The sequence below is a fragment of the Methylobacterium sp. Leaf117 genome (assembly GCF_001422985.1).
In the GTDB taxonomy this organism is placed as follows: Bacteria; Pseudomonadota; Alphaproteobacteria; order Rhizobiales; family Beijerinckiaceae; genus Methylobacterium.
Window position 1 is genome coordinate 719,517 of sequence record NZ_LMNL01000001.1, and the last position, 15,878, is coordinate 735,394.

Below are 15,878 nucleotides of genomic sequence, written 5' to 3' on the forward strand. Positions count from 1 at the left end.
CGATCGGCGAGGGAACCCGATTCACGCCAGCGCCTTGTCCTCCCGTCGCAGGCTTCCGAATTTTGACCCCATCGCTCCATGGCCGGTTCCCACCGGGTAGCACATTCGTCATTGCGTCGAGCCTGCCCGCCAGGCCCGTCCACGGATGCCGCTGCGATCGCAATTCCATTCGAAGACCCTGCGCCTCGGGTGCCCGTGCGAGATCGCGCGGGTGCCGGGCAGCCGATGGCAGGCAAGATCACGCTCCACCCCAAAACGCTTCAGGAGGATTCCCATGAGCACGGGCACCGTGAAATGGTTCAACGAGACCAAGGGCTACGGCTTCATCCAGCCGGATGATGGCGGCAAGGACGTGTTCGTCCACATCTCGGCCGTGGAGCGCGCCGGCATGCGCAACCTCATCGAGGGACAGAAGGTGTCCTACGAGATCGAGAGCGACCGCCGCACCGGCAAGCAGTCGGCCGGCAATCTCCAGGCGGCGTGAGCCGCATCGACCGACTTGCGGCGTGAGCCGCATCGTTCAACTTGCGGCGTGAGCCGCATCGGTTGAATTTCGGCGCTGCGATGCCGAACTACTGAGGCATCGTTTCAACAAGCTGTCAGAAGCCGCTCGCCCATGGGCGGCTTCTGTTGATTCCCGCCAGTCCCTCAGGCATGGGGCTGCTGCGATTTGAACCACCCGAAACGATCATTCCCCCACGGCCCCATGCCGCGCGTGCACCACGCCGGATGCGGGCGACTCACCACATGAGAAAGGTCAGATGGGCGCCTTCGACTATCGGAATTTCGACGACCGCCGTAAGAACTCCCTCAGCGCCAAGCAGATGCTGCTGGAAAAATTCAAGGCCCGCCCGCCGGCCGACGATCCGGAGATGATCGCCAAGGCCCAGGCCCGCGCCGAGGTGGCTCGCGCCCGCGAGGAGCGCGCCCGGGAGCGGGAAGCCGCCCGGATCGCTGCCGAGAAGGCCGCAGCCGAGGCCAAGCGCGCGCGCGAGGAGGCGGAACTCGCCGCCCAGATCGCCCGCGAGGAGGCCGAGGCTCTGGCCGCCGCCGAGCGCAAGGCGGCGGAACTGGCCGAGAAGAAAGCGGCCCGCGATGCCCGCTACGCGGCCCGCAAGGCCAAAGCCCGCCGCTGACATCCGGCAATCGGCCGACATTTGGTTCCGGGCCGGCACGCCGCTCCGGGCCGACATCACCCCGAAACGACAGAAGGGCCGGCGATCCCTCGCCGGCCCTTCTGTCGTTTCGGCACCGCCCGGCAGCGGGCGATGCGAACCGGTCGCGATCAGGCGTCCTTGTGATCTTCGGTCTCGCGGTCCTCGGTCTCCGAATCCGCAACCTCCGATTCTTCGACCTCCTGGCCCTCGTTGCCCTCGGTCTGCGGCTCGGCCTGCTCGCTGGTCTCTTCCTCGGGGCGCGGACCGGCCTTGAAGGTCCGGCGCGGCGCGTTTCCGCGCTTCATCTGGATCGGCTTCTCGATCGCACCCAGCCGCTCGGACAGCTGCTTGGCGCGCTCGTTGAAGTCATTGGTCGAGCGCGATTGCGACGCACCGCTCTTGAACGCGTTAGCCACTTGGGCCTCATGGAGTTGCCCAGGACACGGGGTCGTGCGGGGTTGGGTTCTTCTAGCACGCCCGCGTCGACACGTCGGCCTTTATCTTCGCGTGTCCAGGTTGAGACCAAGACCGGCGGAAGAAGGCCATCACAAGAGGGCCGTCAGAACCGGGCGGTCAGGAACAGCCTGACGTTGCGGCCCGGCAGCAGGATCTCGTCCTTCTTGAACGAGGCCGAGTTGCGGATGCGATCGTCGAGCAGGTTGCGGCCCTGGAGGCCGAGGGTCACCTCGCTCATGCCGTAGAGGCGCGGATCGAGGGGCTTGGTGTAGCTGACTTCCGCCCGCAGGTCGTCGTAGCCCGGCGTGACGGTCTCGATCGGGGCGATCTCGGTATGGGCGAAGGCATGGAGCAGGTTCACCCGGGCGAACCAGCCGTCGGCCCGCACGAACAGTCCGCCGCCGAGGCGGTGGGGCGGGATGCGCGGCACGAAGGTGCCGTCGTCGAACTGGGCACGCACGAAATCATACTGCGCGTCGAGGCCGGCAAAACCGTTGCCCACCCGGATCAGGTCGAGCTGCGCGCCGATCTCGGCGCCGTAGAAGGTGGCGTTGCGCTGAGAGTAGACGATCTGCTGCAATTCGTCGTCGCTGCCGCACGAGGCGAAATCGTCGCCGCAGCGAGTGCCGGTATCGCGCTTGTAGATGAACCCGGTGTAGCGGGTGAAGTAGCCGGTCGCGTCGAGGCGCAGCGGCCCCTCGGCCCGGCGGATGCTGGCTTCCACCGTGCGGGCCAGCTCCTTCTTCAGAGTCGAGCTGCCGATCTCGAAGGTCTCGGTCGCGTCGTGCGCGCCGCGCGAATAGAGTTCGTAAGCGGTCGGCGCCCGCTCGACGAACGAGCCGTTGACGCTCGCCACGAAGCCGTAAGGCAGGTCCTGCAGGACGCCGAAGCTGGCGCTCTTCGGGGCGAACTTGCGGCGGCGCCCGAAGGCCAGGGGCTCTTCGCCCTCCACCGGCAGGTAGTCGCCGGGGAACGCCGTGGCGGTGCCGGTGGCGCGGTCGCCCTCGATGCGGCCGGCTGCCTGGAAGCGCAGGCCGCCGCCCACCGCCAGTTCCTCGAACAGGTAGACGGCATTGCTGCGGGAATCGGTCGGGGCCAGCAACCCGCCGGCCTCGCCGGCCGTCCCGAGGGTGCGCCGGCCGGCCTGAAGACCGAGGGCGCCCGTGAGTGTACCGAACGGCAGGGCGACGGGCACGTGCTGGAGCTCGACCCGCCCCTCCGCCTCGCGGTTCTTGAAGGTGGCCTGGATGCCGTCGACCCCGTTCTCGCCGATGCCGATCTCGTCATGGCGATAGATCGACCCGCCGAGCCAGAAGCGCACGGCCGCGATCGGTCCCTCGACGGGGCGGTACTCGCCCCGGGCCAGCAGGCGGTCCTGACGCGGATCGAGGCGCGTGCGGCTCTCGACGGCGTCGCCGCCGGGGATCTGATAGACCGCGTCGTAATGGCTGTAGGACAGGCCGACGAAGCCGCGCTCGCCGATGAACGACATGCCGACTGCGCCGCCCTGGCTCTCGTTGGCCGAGTTGCGCTGGATGCCGCCCGGAATGGCGTAGCTGTCGGCGGCGGTGCGGAAGCCGTCGGCATGGACCGCGACGTTGCCCGATCCGCCATCCACCGTCACGGCGGCGAGGCGGCCATTGTCCACCGAGGAGTAGCCGGTGGTGGCCGAGCCCGACACGCCGTTGGCCGGAATGTAGGTCGGCACCCGGTTGTTCTCGGCGCTGACCACGCCGCCGATCGCCTGCGAGCCGAAGCGCAGGGAGGCCGGCCCGCGGATCACCTCGATGCGGTTGGCCACCAGCGGGTTGATCGGGACGCCGTGATCCTCGCCGAGTTCGGAGACGTCCTGGATGCCGACGCCGTTCTCCTGGATACGGACCCGGTTGTTGTCGAGGCCGCGGATGATCGGGCGGTTGGCCGCGCCGGGCGCGTAGCTCGTGCCCGAGATGCCGGGCCGGTCGAACAGGGCGTCGCCCAGGGTGCGCGGCTGGTCGCGGGCGATCTGCTCGGCCGTCACGACCGTCACCGGCGAGAAAGTGTTGGTGACGACGGGCAGCACGCCGATGGGCGGCCCGGAGATGGGACCCGTCACGGGACGGGTCACGATCGGGCTCGGCGAGGTGACGCTGAGTTCTTCCAGGGTCGCCTGCGCCTGCTGCGCGCCGGCCGGCTGAACCGTCATCCCGGCTCCCGCCAGCATCGCGCCGGCCAGAACTGTCCTTGATCGCTGAACGCGCATCTCGCCTCACACACAAACGTTATAATGTTTCGTGGCCGAAGTGTAATAGTATTACAATCGCGATGTCGCAGCCCGCCGCGCTTGGCCGCCCGGTGTGGCACGGACGCATCACTGTGACGCATCGGTCTCTCGCGTCACCGACGTCGTCCCCCCGATCGCCGCGGCCGGTTTGGTGTGCCGTGCCCGTTTCCCGTTCGGATGACCCGATCGACACGGTTCTGACGAGGCGACCGTCGATCAGGACAGTGGGATGGTGGTCATTCCAGGTGAGTTCGCGGTGCACCGGCTCCCCTTCTATGGGAAGGCTATTCTTGGAAGGCTACCGGAATGGCAACTCCGCGTCTTCAAGATCTCGACGCGTCCCTCTCCCCCCTGTGGGGAGAGGTTAGGAGTGGGGGTGGCTCCGCTGGCCTCGCCGGCTGTAAGGTCACCCATCCACCTCCTCCCCATAAGCTCGACGGATCTCAGGCTTGCCCCCAATCCACCGGGGAGGAGACCCCGCAGACATCCCAGCCCTTTTCGCCTGCACCCGCATCCGTGGCGTTCACGCGGAACCGGTAACGGCCCGATCACAGTCGGCTTCCTGCCGTATCGTGGCGATCGAGGGCCGTCCGCGAGCGCGGCCGATCTGCCCACTGCCTTCCTGACCACCCCCCGGGAGCCCGCGCGATGACGATCACGATCCGACCGGCCGGCCCCGCCGATGCCGACGCCGTCTGGGCGATCCTCGAACCGACGATCCGCGCCGGCGAGACCTACGCGCTGCCCCGCGACGGCAGCCGGGCGGCGATGCTGGCCTACTGGTTCGCACCCGCCCACGGGGTTCTGGTAGCCGAAGCGGGGGGCGATGTCCTCGGCACCTACACCCTGCGAGCGAATCAGGCGGGCGGGGGAGACCACGTGGCCAATGCGAGTTTCATGACCCGGCCCGACGCCACCGGGCGCGGCGTTGCCCGGACCATGGGCGCCCACGCCCTCGACACCGCCCGTGCCGCCGGCTTTACCGCGATGCAGTTCAACTTCGTGGTGGCCACCAACACCCGCGCGGTCGCCCTGTGGACGAGCCTCGGCTTTGCCGAGGTCGGTCGCCTGCCGGGGGTGTTCCGGCACCCGGATCTCGGCTTGGTCGATGCCCTGGTGATGCACCGCGTCCTGTAACCACGCCCCCGGGGCGGAACCCCGGCCGGGTCGGGTCCATTGCGCAAGCATGACCGACGTTCCCGAACCCGCAGCCTCCCCGCCCGATGCCCGCCATTCCGCCGGCGGACTCCGGGTCACGGTCGACCTCAACCTCTGCCAGGCCTATGCCCAGTGCTGCTATGCGGCGCCGGACCATTTCGTGCTGAAGGGCCGCGAGGCCCTGCATTACGATCCCGCCCCGTCCGCCGGCGCCCGCGACGACATCGAGCGCGCCCGCATCGCCTGTCCGGTCCAGGCCATCCGCGTCGAGGATGCCGGGGCTGCCCGTCGATGAGCGATGCCGAGACGCGGGTCGTGGTGGTGGGCGCCTCGCTCGCCGGCCTTCGCGGCGCCGAGGCCCTGCGAGAGGCGGGCTACGCCGGTGCCCTCACCATCGTGGGGGCCGAACCCCATCGCCCCTATGACCGGCCGCCCCTGTCGAAGGCCGTGCTGACCGGCGAGGTCGCCGCCGACGCCACGACCCTGCCGAACCTCGTCGCCCTCGAGGCCGACTGGCGCCTCGGCGCTCCCGCCACGCATCTCGACCGGACTCGCCGGCTGCTCACCCTGGCGAGCGGCAAGACCCTGCCCTACGACCGTCTCCTGATCGCCACCGGCGCCTCGGCCCGGCCCTGGCGCGATTCCGCGCAGGCAGCATTCCGGGGCGTCCACACCCTACGGGGCCGCGACGAGGCAGAGGCCCTGCGGCGCGATCTCGCCGCCGGCCCCGGCCACGTCCTGATCATCGGCGGCGGCTTCATCGGCTGCGAGGTCGCGGCCGCGTGCCGGACCCTCGGCCTGCCGGTCACCCTGGCGGAGACCGGGCCGACCCTGCTCGCCCGGGTGCTCGGCCAGCATCTCGGCGCGGTGGTGGGAGCCCTGCACGAGCGCCTCGGCACCACCCTGCGCAGCGGGGTGAAGGTCGAGGCCCTGGAGGATGACGGCACCGGCCGCGTCGTGCGCGCCCGCCTTGAGGACGGCAGCGTCATCGCGGCGGACGTGGTGGTGGTGGCCCTCGGAGCGGTGCGAAACACCGCCTGGCTCGAAGGCTCGGGCCTCGCCTTCGACGCGGGCGGGATCGATTGCGACGCGCAGGGCTACGTCCTCGACGCGGCAGACGCGCCCGACCCCCGCATCGCGGCGGCGGGCGACGTCGCCCGCTTCCCCCACCCGCTCTATCCCGGCCGCCGCATCGCCCTCGAGCATTGGGGCCATGCCGTCGCGCAAGGGCGCCATGCCGGGCGCCTGCTCGCCGGGCTTGCGCCCGAGCCCTATCGCGACGTCCCCGCCTTCTGGTCGAGCCAGGGCGGGATCACCCTCAAGTCGGTGGGACTCACCGAGGGCGCCGACGGGTTCTGCATCGCCCGCGGCAGCCTGAAGGAGGGCCGCTTCCTGGCGGTCTACGGCCGCGAAGGCCGCTGCATCGCCGCCGTGGCGTTCGATTGCGCCCGCTGGCTCCCGGCCTATGCGGACCTGATCGCCGAGGGCGCGCCGTTCCCGCCGGAGCCCACCGGCGTCGATGCCGGCCCCTTCACGGTGCTGCCGCCCGACTTCCCGGAACCCGCCCGCAAGGATCGGTCATGACCGACGACACCCTGTTCGCGCGGATCAAGGACGAGGCCAACCGGCCCGACCCCTATCCGCTGTTCGCGCAGCTGCGCACCTGCCCGGTCTCGCGCCAGGAGGACGGCACCTATGTGGCCGCCACCCACGCGGCGATCACGCGTCTGCTGCACGATCCGCGGGTGAGTTCGGAGACGCTGCCGCCGGCCGACCGGCCCAAGACCGGCAACCCCTTCAAGGACTGGCTGGTCAAGCCGGTGCGCGACCACCTCACCGACACCCACCGGCCCTTCATCTTCCGCGATCCGCCGGACCACGACTGCCTGCGGGCGGCGGTGATGCAGCAATTCACCCCGGAGCGGGTCCAGGCGATGCGGGCACGCTCGCATGTGCTGGTCGACGAGATCCTCGACAAGCTCGGCGATGCCACCAGCATCGATATCGTCGACGACCTCGCCTATCCGCTGCCCGTCACGGTGATCTGCGAACTTCTCGGAATCCCGCCCTCGGACGAGGAGCGCTTCCACGGCTGGGCGACGCAGCTCGCCACCGCTCTGGAGCCCGACACTCTCCAGGACGACGCATTGCGGGCCGAGAACAGCCGGACCTTCGATGCCATTTCCGAATACATGCAGGGCCTGATCGCCGAGAAGCGCAAGGACCCGCAGGACGACATGCTGTCGGGGTTGGCGACGGAAGGCGTCGACGGCCGCCCGCGCATGAGTGATTTCGACCTCATCGCCACCGCCATCCTGATGCTGGTCGCCGGCCACGAGACCACGGTGAACCTCATCACCAACGGCATGCTGACCCTGCTGCGCCACCCGGACGAGCTGCGCCGCCTGCGCGAGGACCCCACCCGCGCGCCCCGCGTGGTCGAGGAGTTGCTGCGCTTCGAGCCCCCGGTCCAGTTCCGGACCCGCACGACCCTGTGCCCGATCACGCAGGACGGGGTCACCATACCGGAAGGCGCGCCCCTGGTGCTGCTGCTCGCCTCCGGCAACCGCGACCCGGCGGTCTATGCCGAGCCGGAGCGCTTCGACCCGGACCGCACCGACAACCGCCATCTCGGCTTCGGCGGCAGCCTGCATTACTGCGTCGGCGCCCCGCTGGCCCGCTTCGAGGTCGAGGCCGCCCTGGTGGCGCTCGCCCGGCGCCTGAAGAACCCGCGCCTGACCGCCGACCCGCCGCCCTACCGGTCGGGCTCGGCCCTGCGCGGCCCGAAGCACCTGCGCCTCGCCATCGACGGCATCGCCCCCTAGGCGACACCGGGACGAAGCCATCGCGAAGATCAGGCGGGAACTATAGGCAATGGTCCGCGACATTTATGAGGCAATAGACTGATATTTTAACCGAATTTTACGAGCTATATTGTACGAAAGGTCTCACGGAAAAATCTTACCCAGCGAGACCCTGCAATGAAGTTTGGTATTCGCACCCGCCTGTATGCCGGCTTCGGCACGCTGATGGTCATCATCGCCGCCCTGGGCATTGCCTCGCGCCATCAGCTCGCCGAGCTTACCGACCAGTACGCGCGCCGCAATCGGGTCGAAACGAATACGCGCAACATCTACACTGTCACGGGCCTGACTGACCGGTTCATCGCCCAGTCGCTCGAATATAAGGCCACGGCCAAGCCGGACATCCTGGTCGCCCTCGAACAGACCCGCCGGAGCATCATCGAGACCGGCGACCTGGTGATGGGGAACACGATCTCGGAGGAGCGTCGAAAGCTCTATGCCCAGCTGCCCGACGGCGGCCGGAGCCTGGAGCAGGACGTCGTCCGGCTGGGGACGAGTGGTGCCACCCTGGTCGAGGCCCGCACCCGCCTGTTCGAGGGGGGCAACGTGCTGAGCCGCCTGAATCAGGACCTGCTGAAGGACATCCGGGCCAACGGCAGCGTGGCCCAGATCAGCCAGGCCCAGGCGTTCGAGAGCGCGGTCCTGCTGACGCGGATGTCGAACTGGCGCTTCCTGGCGACGCTCGACCCCAAGGGTCCGGCCACCTTCGCGGAGAACGCCCGGAAGGCCGTGGCCGCCGGCAAGGCGTTGCGGGGCCTCGATCCCGATCAGGCGTTCACCGCGGCGATCACCCGCAGCGAGGCTGCGCTCAACACCTATGTCGACGCCTTCCAGGAGGCCGCCACGGCCATGGAGGAGAGCCGGGTCGAGTTCGAGCAGAAGATCAAGCCCAAGATCGCCGCCATCGAGGCCGCCGGTATCCGGGCCCGCGCCATCACCGAGACGCGGATGAAGGAGATCGCAGCGATGACCGACTCGACCGTGGCCCTGTCCGAGCGGGTGCAGCAGGCCCTGATCGCCCTGGCGCTGGTTCTGGGCGGCGGCATGGCTTTCCTGATCACCCGGAGCCTGATCCGGCCGATTACCGGAATGACGCACGCCATGAGCCGCCTCGCCGCCGGCGAGACCGAGATCATCGTGCCGTCGCAGGACGCCACCGACGAGATGGGCGAGATGGCCAAGGCCGTCGACGTGTTCCGGCGGAACGCGATCGCCCGCCGCGACCTGGAAGCGCAGCAGGTCACCGAGCGATCCGCCCGCCAGCGCCGGGCCGACCGCGTCGACGAACTGGTGCAGGGCTTCGAGCGGACGATCGGGGATTCCATCGGCATCGTCACCGCCGCCTCCACCGAACTCGACGCCACCGCCCGGTCCATGACCAGCGTGGCCGATGCGACCAGCACCCGGGCGATCGCCTCCAGCGCGGCGGCCGAGCAAACCTCCGCCAACGTGCAGACCGTCGCCTCCGCGGCCGAGGAGATGGTGGCCTCGCTGCAGGAGATCGATCGCCAGGTGAAGCAATCGAACGTGGTGGCCGCCGCAGCGACCCGGGACGCGCAGGCGACGGATGTGACGATGGCCCGGCTGACCGAGGCCGCAGACCGGATCGGCGAGGCCGTGACGATGATCTCGGGCATCGCCGGCCAGACCAACCTGCTGGCGCTCAATGCCACCATCGAGGCGGCGCGCGCCGGCGAGGCCGGACGCGGCTTCGCGGTGGTCGCCACCGAGGTCAAGGAACTCGCCGGCCAGACCGCCCGGGCGACCAGCGAGATCGGCGGACACATCACGGCGATCCAGCAGGCGACCGGCGAGGCCGTCGCGGCGATCCGGCAGATCAGCCAGACCATCGTGTCGGTCAACACCATCACGGGCTCCATCGCGACGACCGTGGTCGAGCAGACCGCCGCCACGGGCGAGATCTCCCGCAACGCCATCGAAGCCGCCCGTGGCACCCAGGACGTCTCGATGAACGTGGCCGGGGTGCTGGCCTCGGCCGGCGAGACCGGCACCGCCGCCCAGCAGGTTCTGATGGCGGCCGGGGAACTCTCGACGCAGTCGGTGAACGTCCAGCGCGAGGTCGCGACGTTCCTCCAGGCCATTCGGGCGGCCTGACCGGGACACGTCTCCATCGAACGCCGCGGCGCGAAAACGCTGCGGCGGCCCGGAATCGCTGCGGCGGCTCGGAAGTCCTGCGGCGGCATGCCGAGGAACCCGCCCTTCGCCCCAGCCGAACCGCCGAGGTGGCGGCACGCCGGGGCCGTTCGGCCGTACCGATCCTGGTCCGAACGGGAACCCGATGGCCGGACGAACGGAGATGCGCGCGATCGATGCCGCCCCCCGCATCGCGTTGCCTGTCCTCGCGGGAGTTCGGACCGGTCCGACCCGTTCTTCACCGCAGCCGGCGTCGTTCATGCGCCATCCGCCGACATCTCGCGGGATCGTGCTGAAGCCGGACGAACCTGTCTTGGAGACGACGGCAGATCTCTTCTGACGGTGAGCAGGTCATTGAACGTTACGGACCGTCAATTCCTGGGACGGGCGGTCGGGCAATCGGCTCCGCCCCTTCGTCCCAACTGATACGCGTTGTCCGCCGTATCGCCGGACGGGGAACGAACCCGGTCGCGCGAACGGCCGGACGGTTTCGCTCGGGTTTGGATGTTGGTTGCGGGGCAGGGAAGCTGGTGCGGGGCAGGGGAGCCGCATCAGGTCGGGATGCGGGACGTGTGAGCCACCCCGACCCGAGGAAGGCGGCAGACCGGGCGTCGACCCCTTCCACGGCGCCGGGCTGTCAATGGACCTGGGCTTCGATCCCGCTCCGATCCGGTCCCGCTCAGGGTTCCGAACGACCGAGGGCGGGTGCCGGTGCGGCGACGGGCGCGGGCTGCTCGATGATGCGGCGGGTGATGGTGCGCCCGAGGTCGATGGCGGGCGCTTCGATCCAGCGATAGACCAGGGCCGCCACCGCGACGGTGGCCAGAGCGGTCGCGCCCGCGAACAGGTGGATCGGGATCACCGCCTCATATCCGGCGAGCGCGTGCTCCAGCACGACCTGCACCACCGGCCCGAACAGGTAGATCGAATAGCTGATGGCGCCGAGATAGACGAAGACCCGGCCCTCGATCCGCAGCCCGACGCTCAGGAGCCAGAACAGCGCCATCGCGAGCCAATAGGTGATCGTGTACTTCATCCAGTTCTCCTGGAAGCCCATGTCCCGCCCGTAGGCGAGCACCGACACCAGGGGCACCGCGCAGACCAGCGCCCCCGTGACCAGGGCCAAGGCCCCGCCCCAGCCCGGGCGCCGCTCGAAGACATGGTAGCGCAGGCACAAACCCCACAGCATGACCGCCAGCGCGAGGGGAACCGCCACCGGGACCTTGCGCTGGAGGTGATAGCGCAAGCCAGCCAGCACCACGGCGGCGGCGATCATCAGAAGGGTGGTGGCGACGACGCTGCCGCGCCGGTCGAGGTGACCCATGGCGAACAGGGCGACACACAGGCCGTAAAAGATCAGCTCGATCTGCAGGGTCCAATACAGGCCGATGATGTTCTCGACCCCGACGAATTGCTGCAGCATCGTGATGTTGGCCGGGACCAGGAGAGCCGGAATGTCCCGCCCGGCCCAGACGAACAGCACCAGCAGGCCGCACGGGATCGACAGCCAATAGGCGGGATAGAGGCGGAAGAACCGCGAGATCGCGAAGGCCAGGATCGGCCGGCGGCTCGGCTTGAACAGCGAGAACGGCACCACGAAGCCCGACACCGCGAAGAACATCGTCACGGCGATCTTGCCGAGGTCGAGCCACTCCGTGAGCCCGGCCAGGACGGCCTGCTCGGCGGGAAACGGCCCAAGCCGGGTCTTCAGCCCGAACTCGACGGTGTGCGCGTAGATCACAGCCAGCGCGGCCAGGCCGCGAATCGAATCGATGCTGTGGAGGCGGCGCATGGCAGACGCGAGTGTTGCGCCCCCGAGATTGAGGACCATCCGAGGCTTGCAGGTGGCGGCCGCGGAGACAAGGCGCATCCCTCCGCGTGGTAAATAGCGCACGGGATTCCGCGGTTCGTCCTGAGGCACGAGCGCCACACCGGGCGGCAAATGTCGGGCCGTCCCGGCAAAACCCGTGCTCGCCCCCTTCGGCGCCTTGCCGCCAGCGCAATTGACGGTGACGCAGGCCATAACGCGGGGCCTCGGCCCCGACCCAACTCCCCTTCGGATTTTGCCATCGATGCCGCGTTCGCTCCTGTCGACAGCCGCCATCCTCGCGCTCGCCGCCGGCCTCGGCGCCTGTGCCTCGCAGCGCCTCGAAGGCCCCGTGCGCGGCCGGGCCGCGCCCGGTCCCCAGGCCGCCCTCGAGCCGATCGCCCCGGCCATGCCGTCCGGACCCGTCACCTCCGAGCCGCTGGCCCCGCCGCCGGGCGCCTCCGCCTCCCCGGCCGACTTTCCGCCGCCGGTCGGCGCCAACGTCGCGGTCGCCCCCTCGACGCCGGTGATCGCGCCCGACCCGACGCCCGTCGCGCCACTGCCGCCGCCGGTGGTCGCCAGCGGCAGATCCTCGGTGGTCGGAACCTGGAACGCCAAGGACGCCACCGGCGCCAGCTGCAAGGTCTCGCTGTCGAGCGCCCCCGCTCTCGACCTCTACAAGGCCAGCGCCTCGGGCTGCCCGAACAAGGACCTGTCCAAGGTCACGGCCTGGGATTATCGCGACGGCGAGGTCTACCTGTACCAGCCGGGCGGCACCGTCGCGGCCCGTTTGCGCCAGAGTGGCGCAGCCCTCGACGGCGCACTTTCGAAATCCGGCGCCTCCCTCGCGATGGTGCGCTGACCGGCCGTGACCGCGACACGACCCTGCGGGTATTCCAAGGTCCGGAACGCCCGTCAGGTCCGTCACCGCGACGCGTCGCTTCGGTATACCAAGGCCCGAAACGCGCGTCGCGTCCGTCACTCCGGACGCGGCATCGCCGCTAGGGATTGACCCGCAGGCCGAGCAGGAACGTGTTGGCGTGGAAGCTCGATCCCGCCGATGAGCTGTCCAGGCGCTGATAGATGTAGCTGCCGCGCATCGCCAGCCAGCGATTGAAGCGATAGTCGAGGCGCGCCGTCGCCGAGAATCCGCGCTCGGTGATATTTACCCGGTCGTAGTCGTTCGACAGATACGTGACCCCGCCGATGAGCGAGAGATTGCGCAGGAGGTCGTGTTGGACTTCCAGGGTCGCGGTTTGTGTAAGAACTCCGCTCGAACCCGGTACCGACGTCTCGATGACGCCCGTGGCTGCATTGAGCCGCACCGTCGTGAGCGGGCTCGCGCTCCAGATCAGCGCCGCGTTCACGACCGGCGCCGTCAAGTCGCGCAGGGACGGGTCGACATAGGTCCGGTGCTGCAATCCGCCCGAGATTTCGCCGGTCACGAAACGGGTCAGCGCAAAGGTCGCGCCGCCCGCTAAGGTCACGCCATCGGAGTCGCGGCGAATTCCCGAGGAATCCACCCGTAGATCGTAGACGCGGGTATCGGCCAGGACATCGACGAACGGCGTGATGACTGGCGAGATCTCGTATCCGGCCCGGAGCTGCAGGCCGTACTGGTTCAGGTTGCGGTCGCTCTGACGCACGATGGTGCCGTCGGACAGTTGCGCATCCTCGAATTCGGACCGGTCGAGCAGGCCGCGCACCGACACCTGCACCCGGTTGAAGCGCTCGGTGACGCCGAGCGTGGTGCCGTAGCTCGCAATCAGCGGCCGGGTTGCCGTCGCGGCCGCCAAGTCGGGGGTGCCAGTGCGTTGTGTTTCCAGGAGAAAACGGCCCTCGACATCGATCCGCGTATCGCGGTTCGCGTCGATCCGCAGCCGGGTCACGCCCGACCCGTTGGGGCGGCTCGCCCCCTCATTATCGGGGAAATCGACATAGCCCCCCCGCAAATCGCCAGTGAGTTCGCTCGACGACCAGTCGCTTCGGAAGCTCACCTCACCGTCCGTCCGCAGCGCCAGAGACGGCCTGGCCAGGCGGTTGGTGATCTGGTCGGGGTTGGTGTCGTAACCCATGCTCTGCTGCAGAGCGGGCAGGATCGTGAAGGTGCCGAACTTGATACCGAGCGGCGCGTAGGCCTCGTCGATGGTGATCGGCCGGCGCAAAGCCGTCGACAGGAAGAACCCCGGCGTCTGCACGCCGGCCAGGGGGAGCAGCGTCGGCAGCGGCACCCCGCTGACGGCGCTGCGCACCACCGGCGTTAGGCGCAGGTCGTAGCTCGGCACCTGCGTGATCGACCGGACCGGACGGACGGTGGCGCTTCCGAACCGGCGTGGCGGAATCGCTCGAAGTTTCAGGATGTTGGTCGGGCCGCGATTGTTGGCCCCATTGGTCCCGCCGGACGCGATGGCGCTGCCCGAACGGCTGCCGGCCAAGGCGCGCGTGGCGAGCCCGCCACTGCCGGCCCCGTCGTCGGTGGCGCTGCCGTTGCTGTTCAGGACGCCGCTACCCGAAATCGTGCTGCCGCGCAGGCCGGAATTGAGGGGCAGGACGTCGCCCACATTGGCCGCTCCGGACGCGCTGTCGGGGGCCCCCGACGGCAGGGTCTGCGCCGCAGCCGCCAAGGGGGGTAGTATCAGGAGGGCAGCCAGCGCGAAGCCCGAGCCTCGAACGCGCCATCCTGAAATCGGCCCTGCACCTGTCACGGATCGACGTCTTTCCGCTGACCTTCGCGCCGGATACGGCGCTTCGAGACGAGGACCGCCAGCGGGACCGTCTGGCGGGCAGTCCGTGGCCACGCTTGGCGTGAGCGGCCCGGCACCATGGTTAAAAGGGCTACAACGAGCACGGTTAATGGCCCGTCAACGCAGGCAGCCAGACCCGCATAGGCTCATCGGAGTCGCCATCCGACCACAATCGCTGTTCATAGCGAGCCTACACCGTCGCGGCTCACGCGCGCGCGATCAGACCAGAAGGATACGGGCCGGGATGGCTCCAGCAGACACCGCCTTGGCCGCGCGCCATCCCATCGACGCCGCTGGGAATTCCCCGTCTGCCGCCGTGGCCTCCGCCCTGCGCACCATCGAGACCGAACGCGACGGTCTCGCCTGCCTGATGGACTCGATCGGCAATGGGCTCGGCGACGCCTTCACGGCGGCCGTCTCGCGGATCGCGCGGGCGCAGGGTCGCGCCATCCTGACGGGCATGGGCAAATCCGGCCATATCGGGCGCAAGATCGCCGCGACGCTGGCCTCCACCGGGACCCCGGCGCTCTACGTGCATCCAGCTGAGGCGAGCCACGGCGATCTCGGCATGATCCAGCCGGAGGATGTCGTCGTGGCCTTGTCGTGGTCGGGTGAAACCACGGAACTCGCCGACATCATCGGCTACGCGCGGCGATACCGGGTCGGCCTCATCGCCATTACGGCCAATGCGGGATCCACCCTGGGCCGCGAAGCCGACGTTTGCCTGACGCTGCCGAAGGCGCGCGAGGCTTGCCCGAACGGCCTTGCCCCAACGACCTCCACGGCGATGCAGCTGGCGCTCGGCGACGCGCTCGCGATCGCTCTTCTGGAGGCGCGCGGATTCTCGGCAAGGGAATTCGGCATCTATCATCCGGGCGGACGCCTAGGCGCCTCCCTGCGACAAGTCCGGGAGGTGATGCACAGTGGCTCGCAGTTACCGGTGGTCGCACGCGGAACATCGATGCGCGCCGCCATCGCCGAGATCGACGCCAAGGGCTTTGGATCGGTGCTTGTGGTCGAGACCGACGGTCGGCTCGCCGGGATCGTCACCGACGGCGACCTGCGCCGCAACGTGTTCCGCAGTGACCTCGACAGTCTTGCGGTCGAGGCCCTGATGAGCGGCAAGCCCCGCACCATCGCGCCCGAGACACTCCTGGCGAAGGCGCTCGAAATTCAGGAATCGATGAAGATCACCGCGCTGATCGTTGTTGAAAACGAGCGCCCGGTCGGCCTCGTGCACTACCACGACCTCCTGCGCTCGGGCGTTGCCTGACC

The 15,878-nt window shown here is 69.1% G+C and carries 13 protein-coding genes; 9 read left to right on the forward strand and 4 right to left on the reverse strand.

Annotated features, from left to right (window positions below):
* Positions 1 to 274 precede the first annotated feature (274 nt).
* Together ASF57_RS03250 and ASF57_RS03255 are read left to right on the forward strand one after the other, a co-directional pair.
* Positions 275 to 484, forward strand: a complete 210-nt coding sequence (locus ASF57_RS03250) for a cold-shock protein (protein ID WP_056180426.1) — start codon at positions 275 to 277, stop codon at positions 482 to 484.
* Positions 485 to 761: 277 nt separating this feature from the next.
* The gene (locus tag ASF57_RS03255; protein ID WP_056180422.1) at positions 762 to 1,136 is read left to right on the forward strand and encodes a DUF6481 family protein; all 375 of its coding nucleotides are present in this window, start codon (positions 762 to 764) and stop codon (positions 1,134 to 1,136) included.
* Between the two features lie 149 nt (positions 1,137 to 1,285).
* Here the strand turns inward: ASF57_RS03255 and ASF57_RS03260 are convergent, their stop codons facing one another.
* Positions 1,286 to 1,573 carry a hypothetical protein gene (locus ASF57_RS03260; protein WP_056180420.1) on the reverse strand — a complete coding sequence of 96 codons (288 nt, stop codon included), beginning with the start codon at positions 1,571 to 1,573 and terminating at the stop codon, positions 1,286 to 1,288.
* A 143-nt stretch (positions 1,574 to 1,716) separates the two neighbouring features.
* The gene (locus ASF57_RS03265; RefSeq protein ID WP_244476782.1) at positions 1,717 to 3,798 is read right to left on the reverse strand and encodes a TonB-dependent receptor; all 2,082 of its coding nucleotides are present in this window, start codon (positions 3,796 to 3,798) and stop codon (positions 1,717 to 1,719) included.
* Positions 3,799 to 4,524: 726 nt separating this feature from the next.
* Between ASF57_RS03265 and ASF57_RS03270 the strand changes: the two genes are divergently transcribed.
* From ASF57_RS03270 to ASF57_RS03290, 5 genes are all read left to right on the forward strand, one after another.
* Positions 4,525 to 5,013: a GNAT family N-acetyltransferase gene (locus tag ASF57_RS03270; protein ID WP_056479811.1), complete on the forward strand. Its 489-nt coding sequence runs from the start codon at positions 4,525 to 4,527 to the stop codon at positions 5,011 to 5,013.
* A 49-nt stretch (positions 5,014 to 5,062) separates the two neighbouring features.
* The gene (locus tag ASF57_RS03275; RefSeq protein ID WP_056180410.1) at positions 5,063 to 5,329 is read left to right on the forward strand and encodes a ferredoxin; all 267 of its coding nucleotides are present in this window, start codon (positions 5,063 to 5,065) and stop codon (positions 5,327 to 5,329) included.
* Complete coding sequence (locus tag ASF57_RS03280) at positions 5,326 to 6,618, forward strand: FAD/NAD(P)-binding oxidoreductase (protein ID WP_056479814.1); 1,293 nt, start codon at positions 5,326 to 5,328, stop codon at positions 6,616 to 6,618. The genes ASF57_RS03275 and ASF57_RS03280 overlap by 4 nt, the downstream gene beginning before the upstream one ends.
* A complete protein-coding gene (locus tag ASF57_RS03285) occupies positions 6,615 to 7,859 on the forward strand; it encodes a cytochrome P450 (RefSeq protein WP_056479817.1) in 1,245 nt (414 codons plus the stop codon). The genes ASF57_RS03280 and ASF57_RS03285 overlap by 4 nt, the downstream gene beginning before the upstream one ends.
* A 156-nt stretch (positions 7,860 to 8,015) precedes the next feature.
* Positions 8,016 to 10,013, forward strand: coding sequence for a HAMP domain-containing methyl-accepting chemotaxis protein (locus tag ASF57_RS03290; protein WP_056479822.1), 1,998 nt, complete (start codon positions 8,016 to 8,018; stop codon positions 10,011 to 10,013).
* Between the two features lie 718 nt (positions 10,014 to 10,731).
* On the opposite strand, the gene ASF57_RS03300 is transcribed toward ASF57_RS03290, so the two are convergent.
* On the reverse strand, positions 10,732 to 11,844 hold the full coding sequence (locus tag ASF57_RS03300) for an acyltransferase (RefSeq protein WP_162241532.1): 1,113 nt from the start codon (positions 11,842 to 11,844) through the stop codon (positions 10,732 to 10,734).
* A 280-nt stretch (positions 11,845 to 12,124) separates the two neighbouring features.
* Between ASF57_RS03300 and ASF57_RS03305 the strand changes: the two genes are divergently transcribed.
* A complete protein-coding gene (locus ASF57_RS03305) occupies positions 12,125 to 12,721 on the forward strand; it encodes an AprI/Inh family metalloprotease inhibitor (RefSeq protein WP_056479831.1) in 597 nt (198 codons plus the stop codon).
* A 139-nt stretch (positions 12,722 to 12,860) separates the two neighbouring features.
* On the opposite strand, the gene ASF57_RS03310 is transcribed toward ASF57_RS03305, so the two are convergent.
* Positions 12,861 to 14,483: an outer membrane beta-barrel protein gene (locus ASF57_RS03310; RefSeq protein WP_244476783.1), complete on the reverse strand. Its 1,623-nt coding sequence runs from the start codon at positions 14,481 to 14,483 to the stop codon at positions 12,861 to 12,863.
* Between the two features lie 364 nt (positions 14,484 to 14,847).
* Between ASF57_RS03310 and ASF57_RS03315 the strand changes: the two genes are divergently transcribed.
* Entirely contained in the window at positions 14,848 to 15,876 is a 1,029-nt protein-coding gene (locus ASF57_RS03315) for a KpsF/GutQ family sugar-phosphate isomerase (RefSeq protein WP_056479838.1), read from the forward strand.
* Positions 15,877 to 15,878 lie beyond the last annotated feature (2 nt).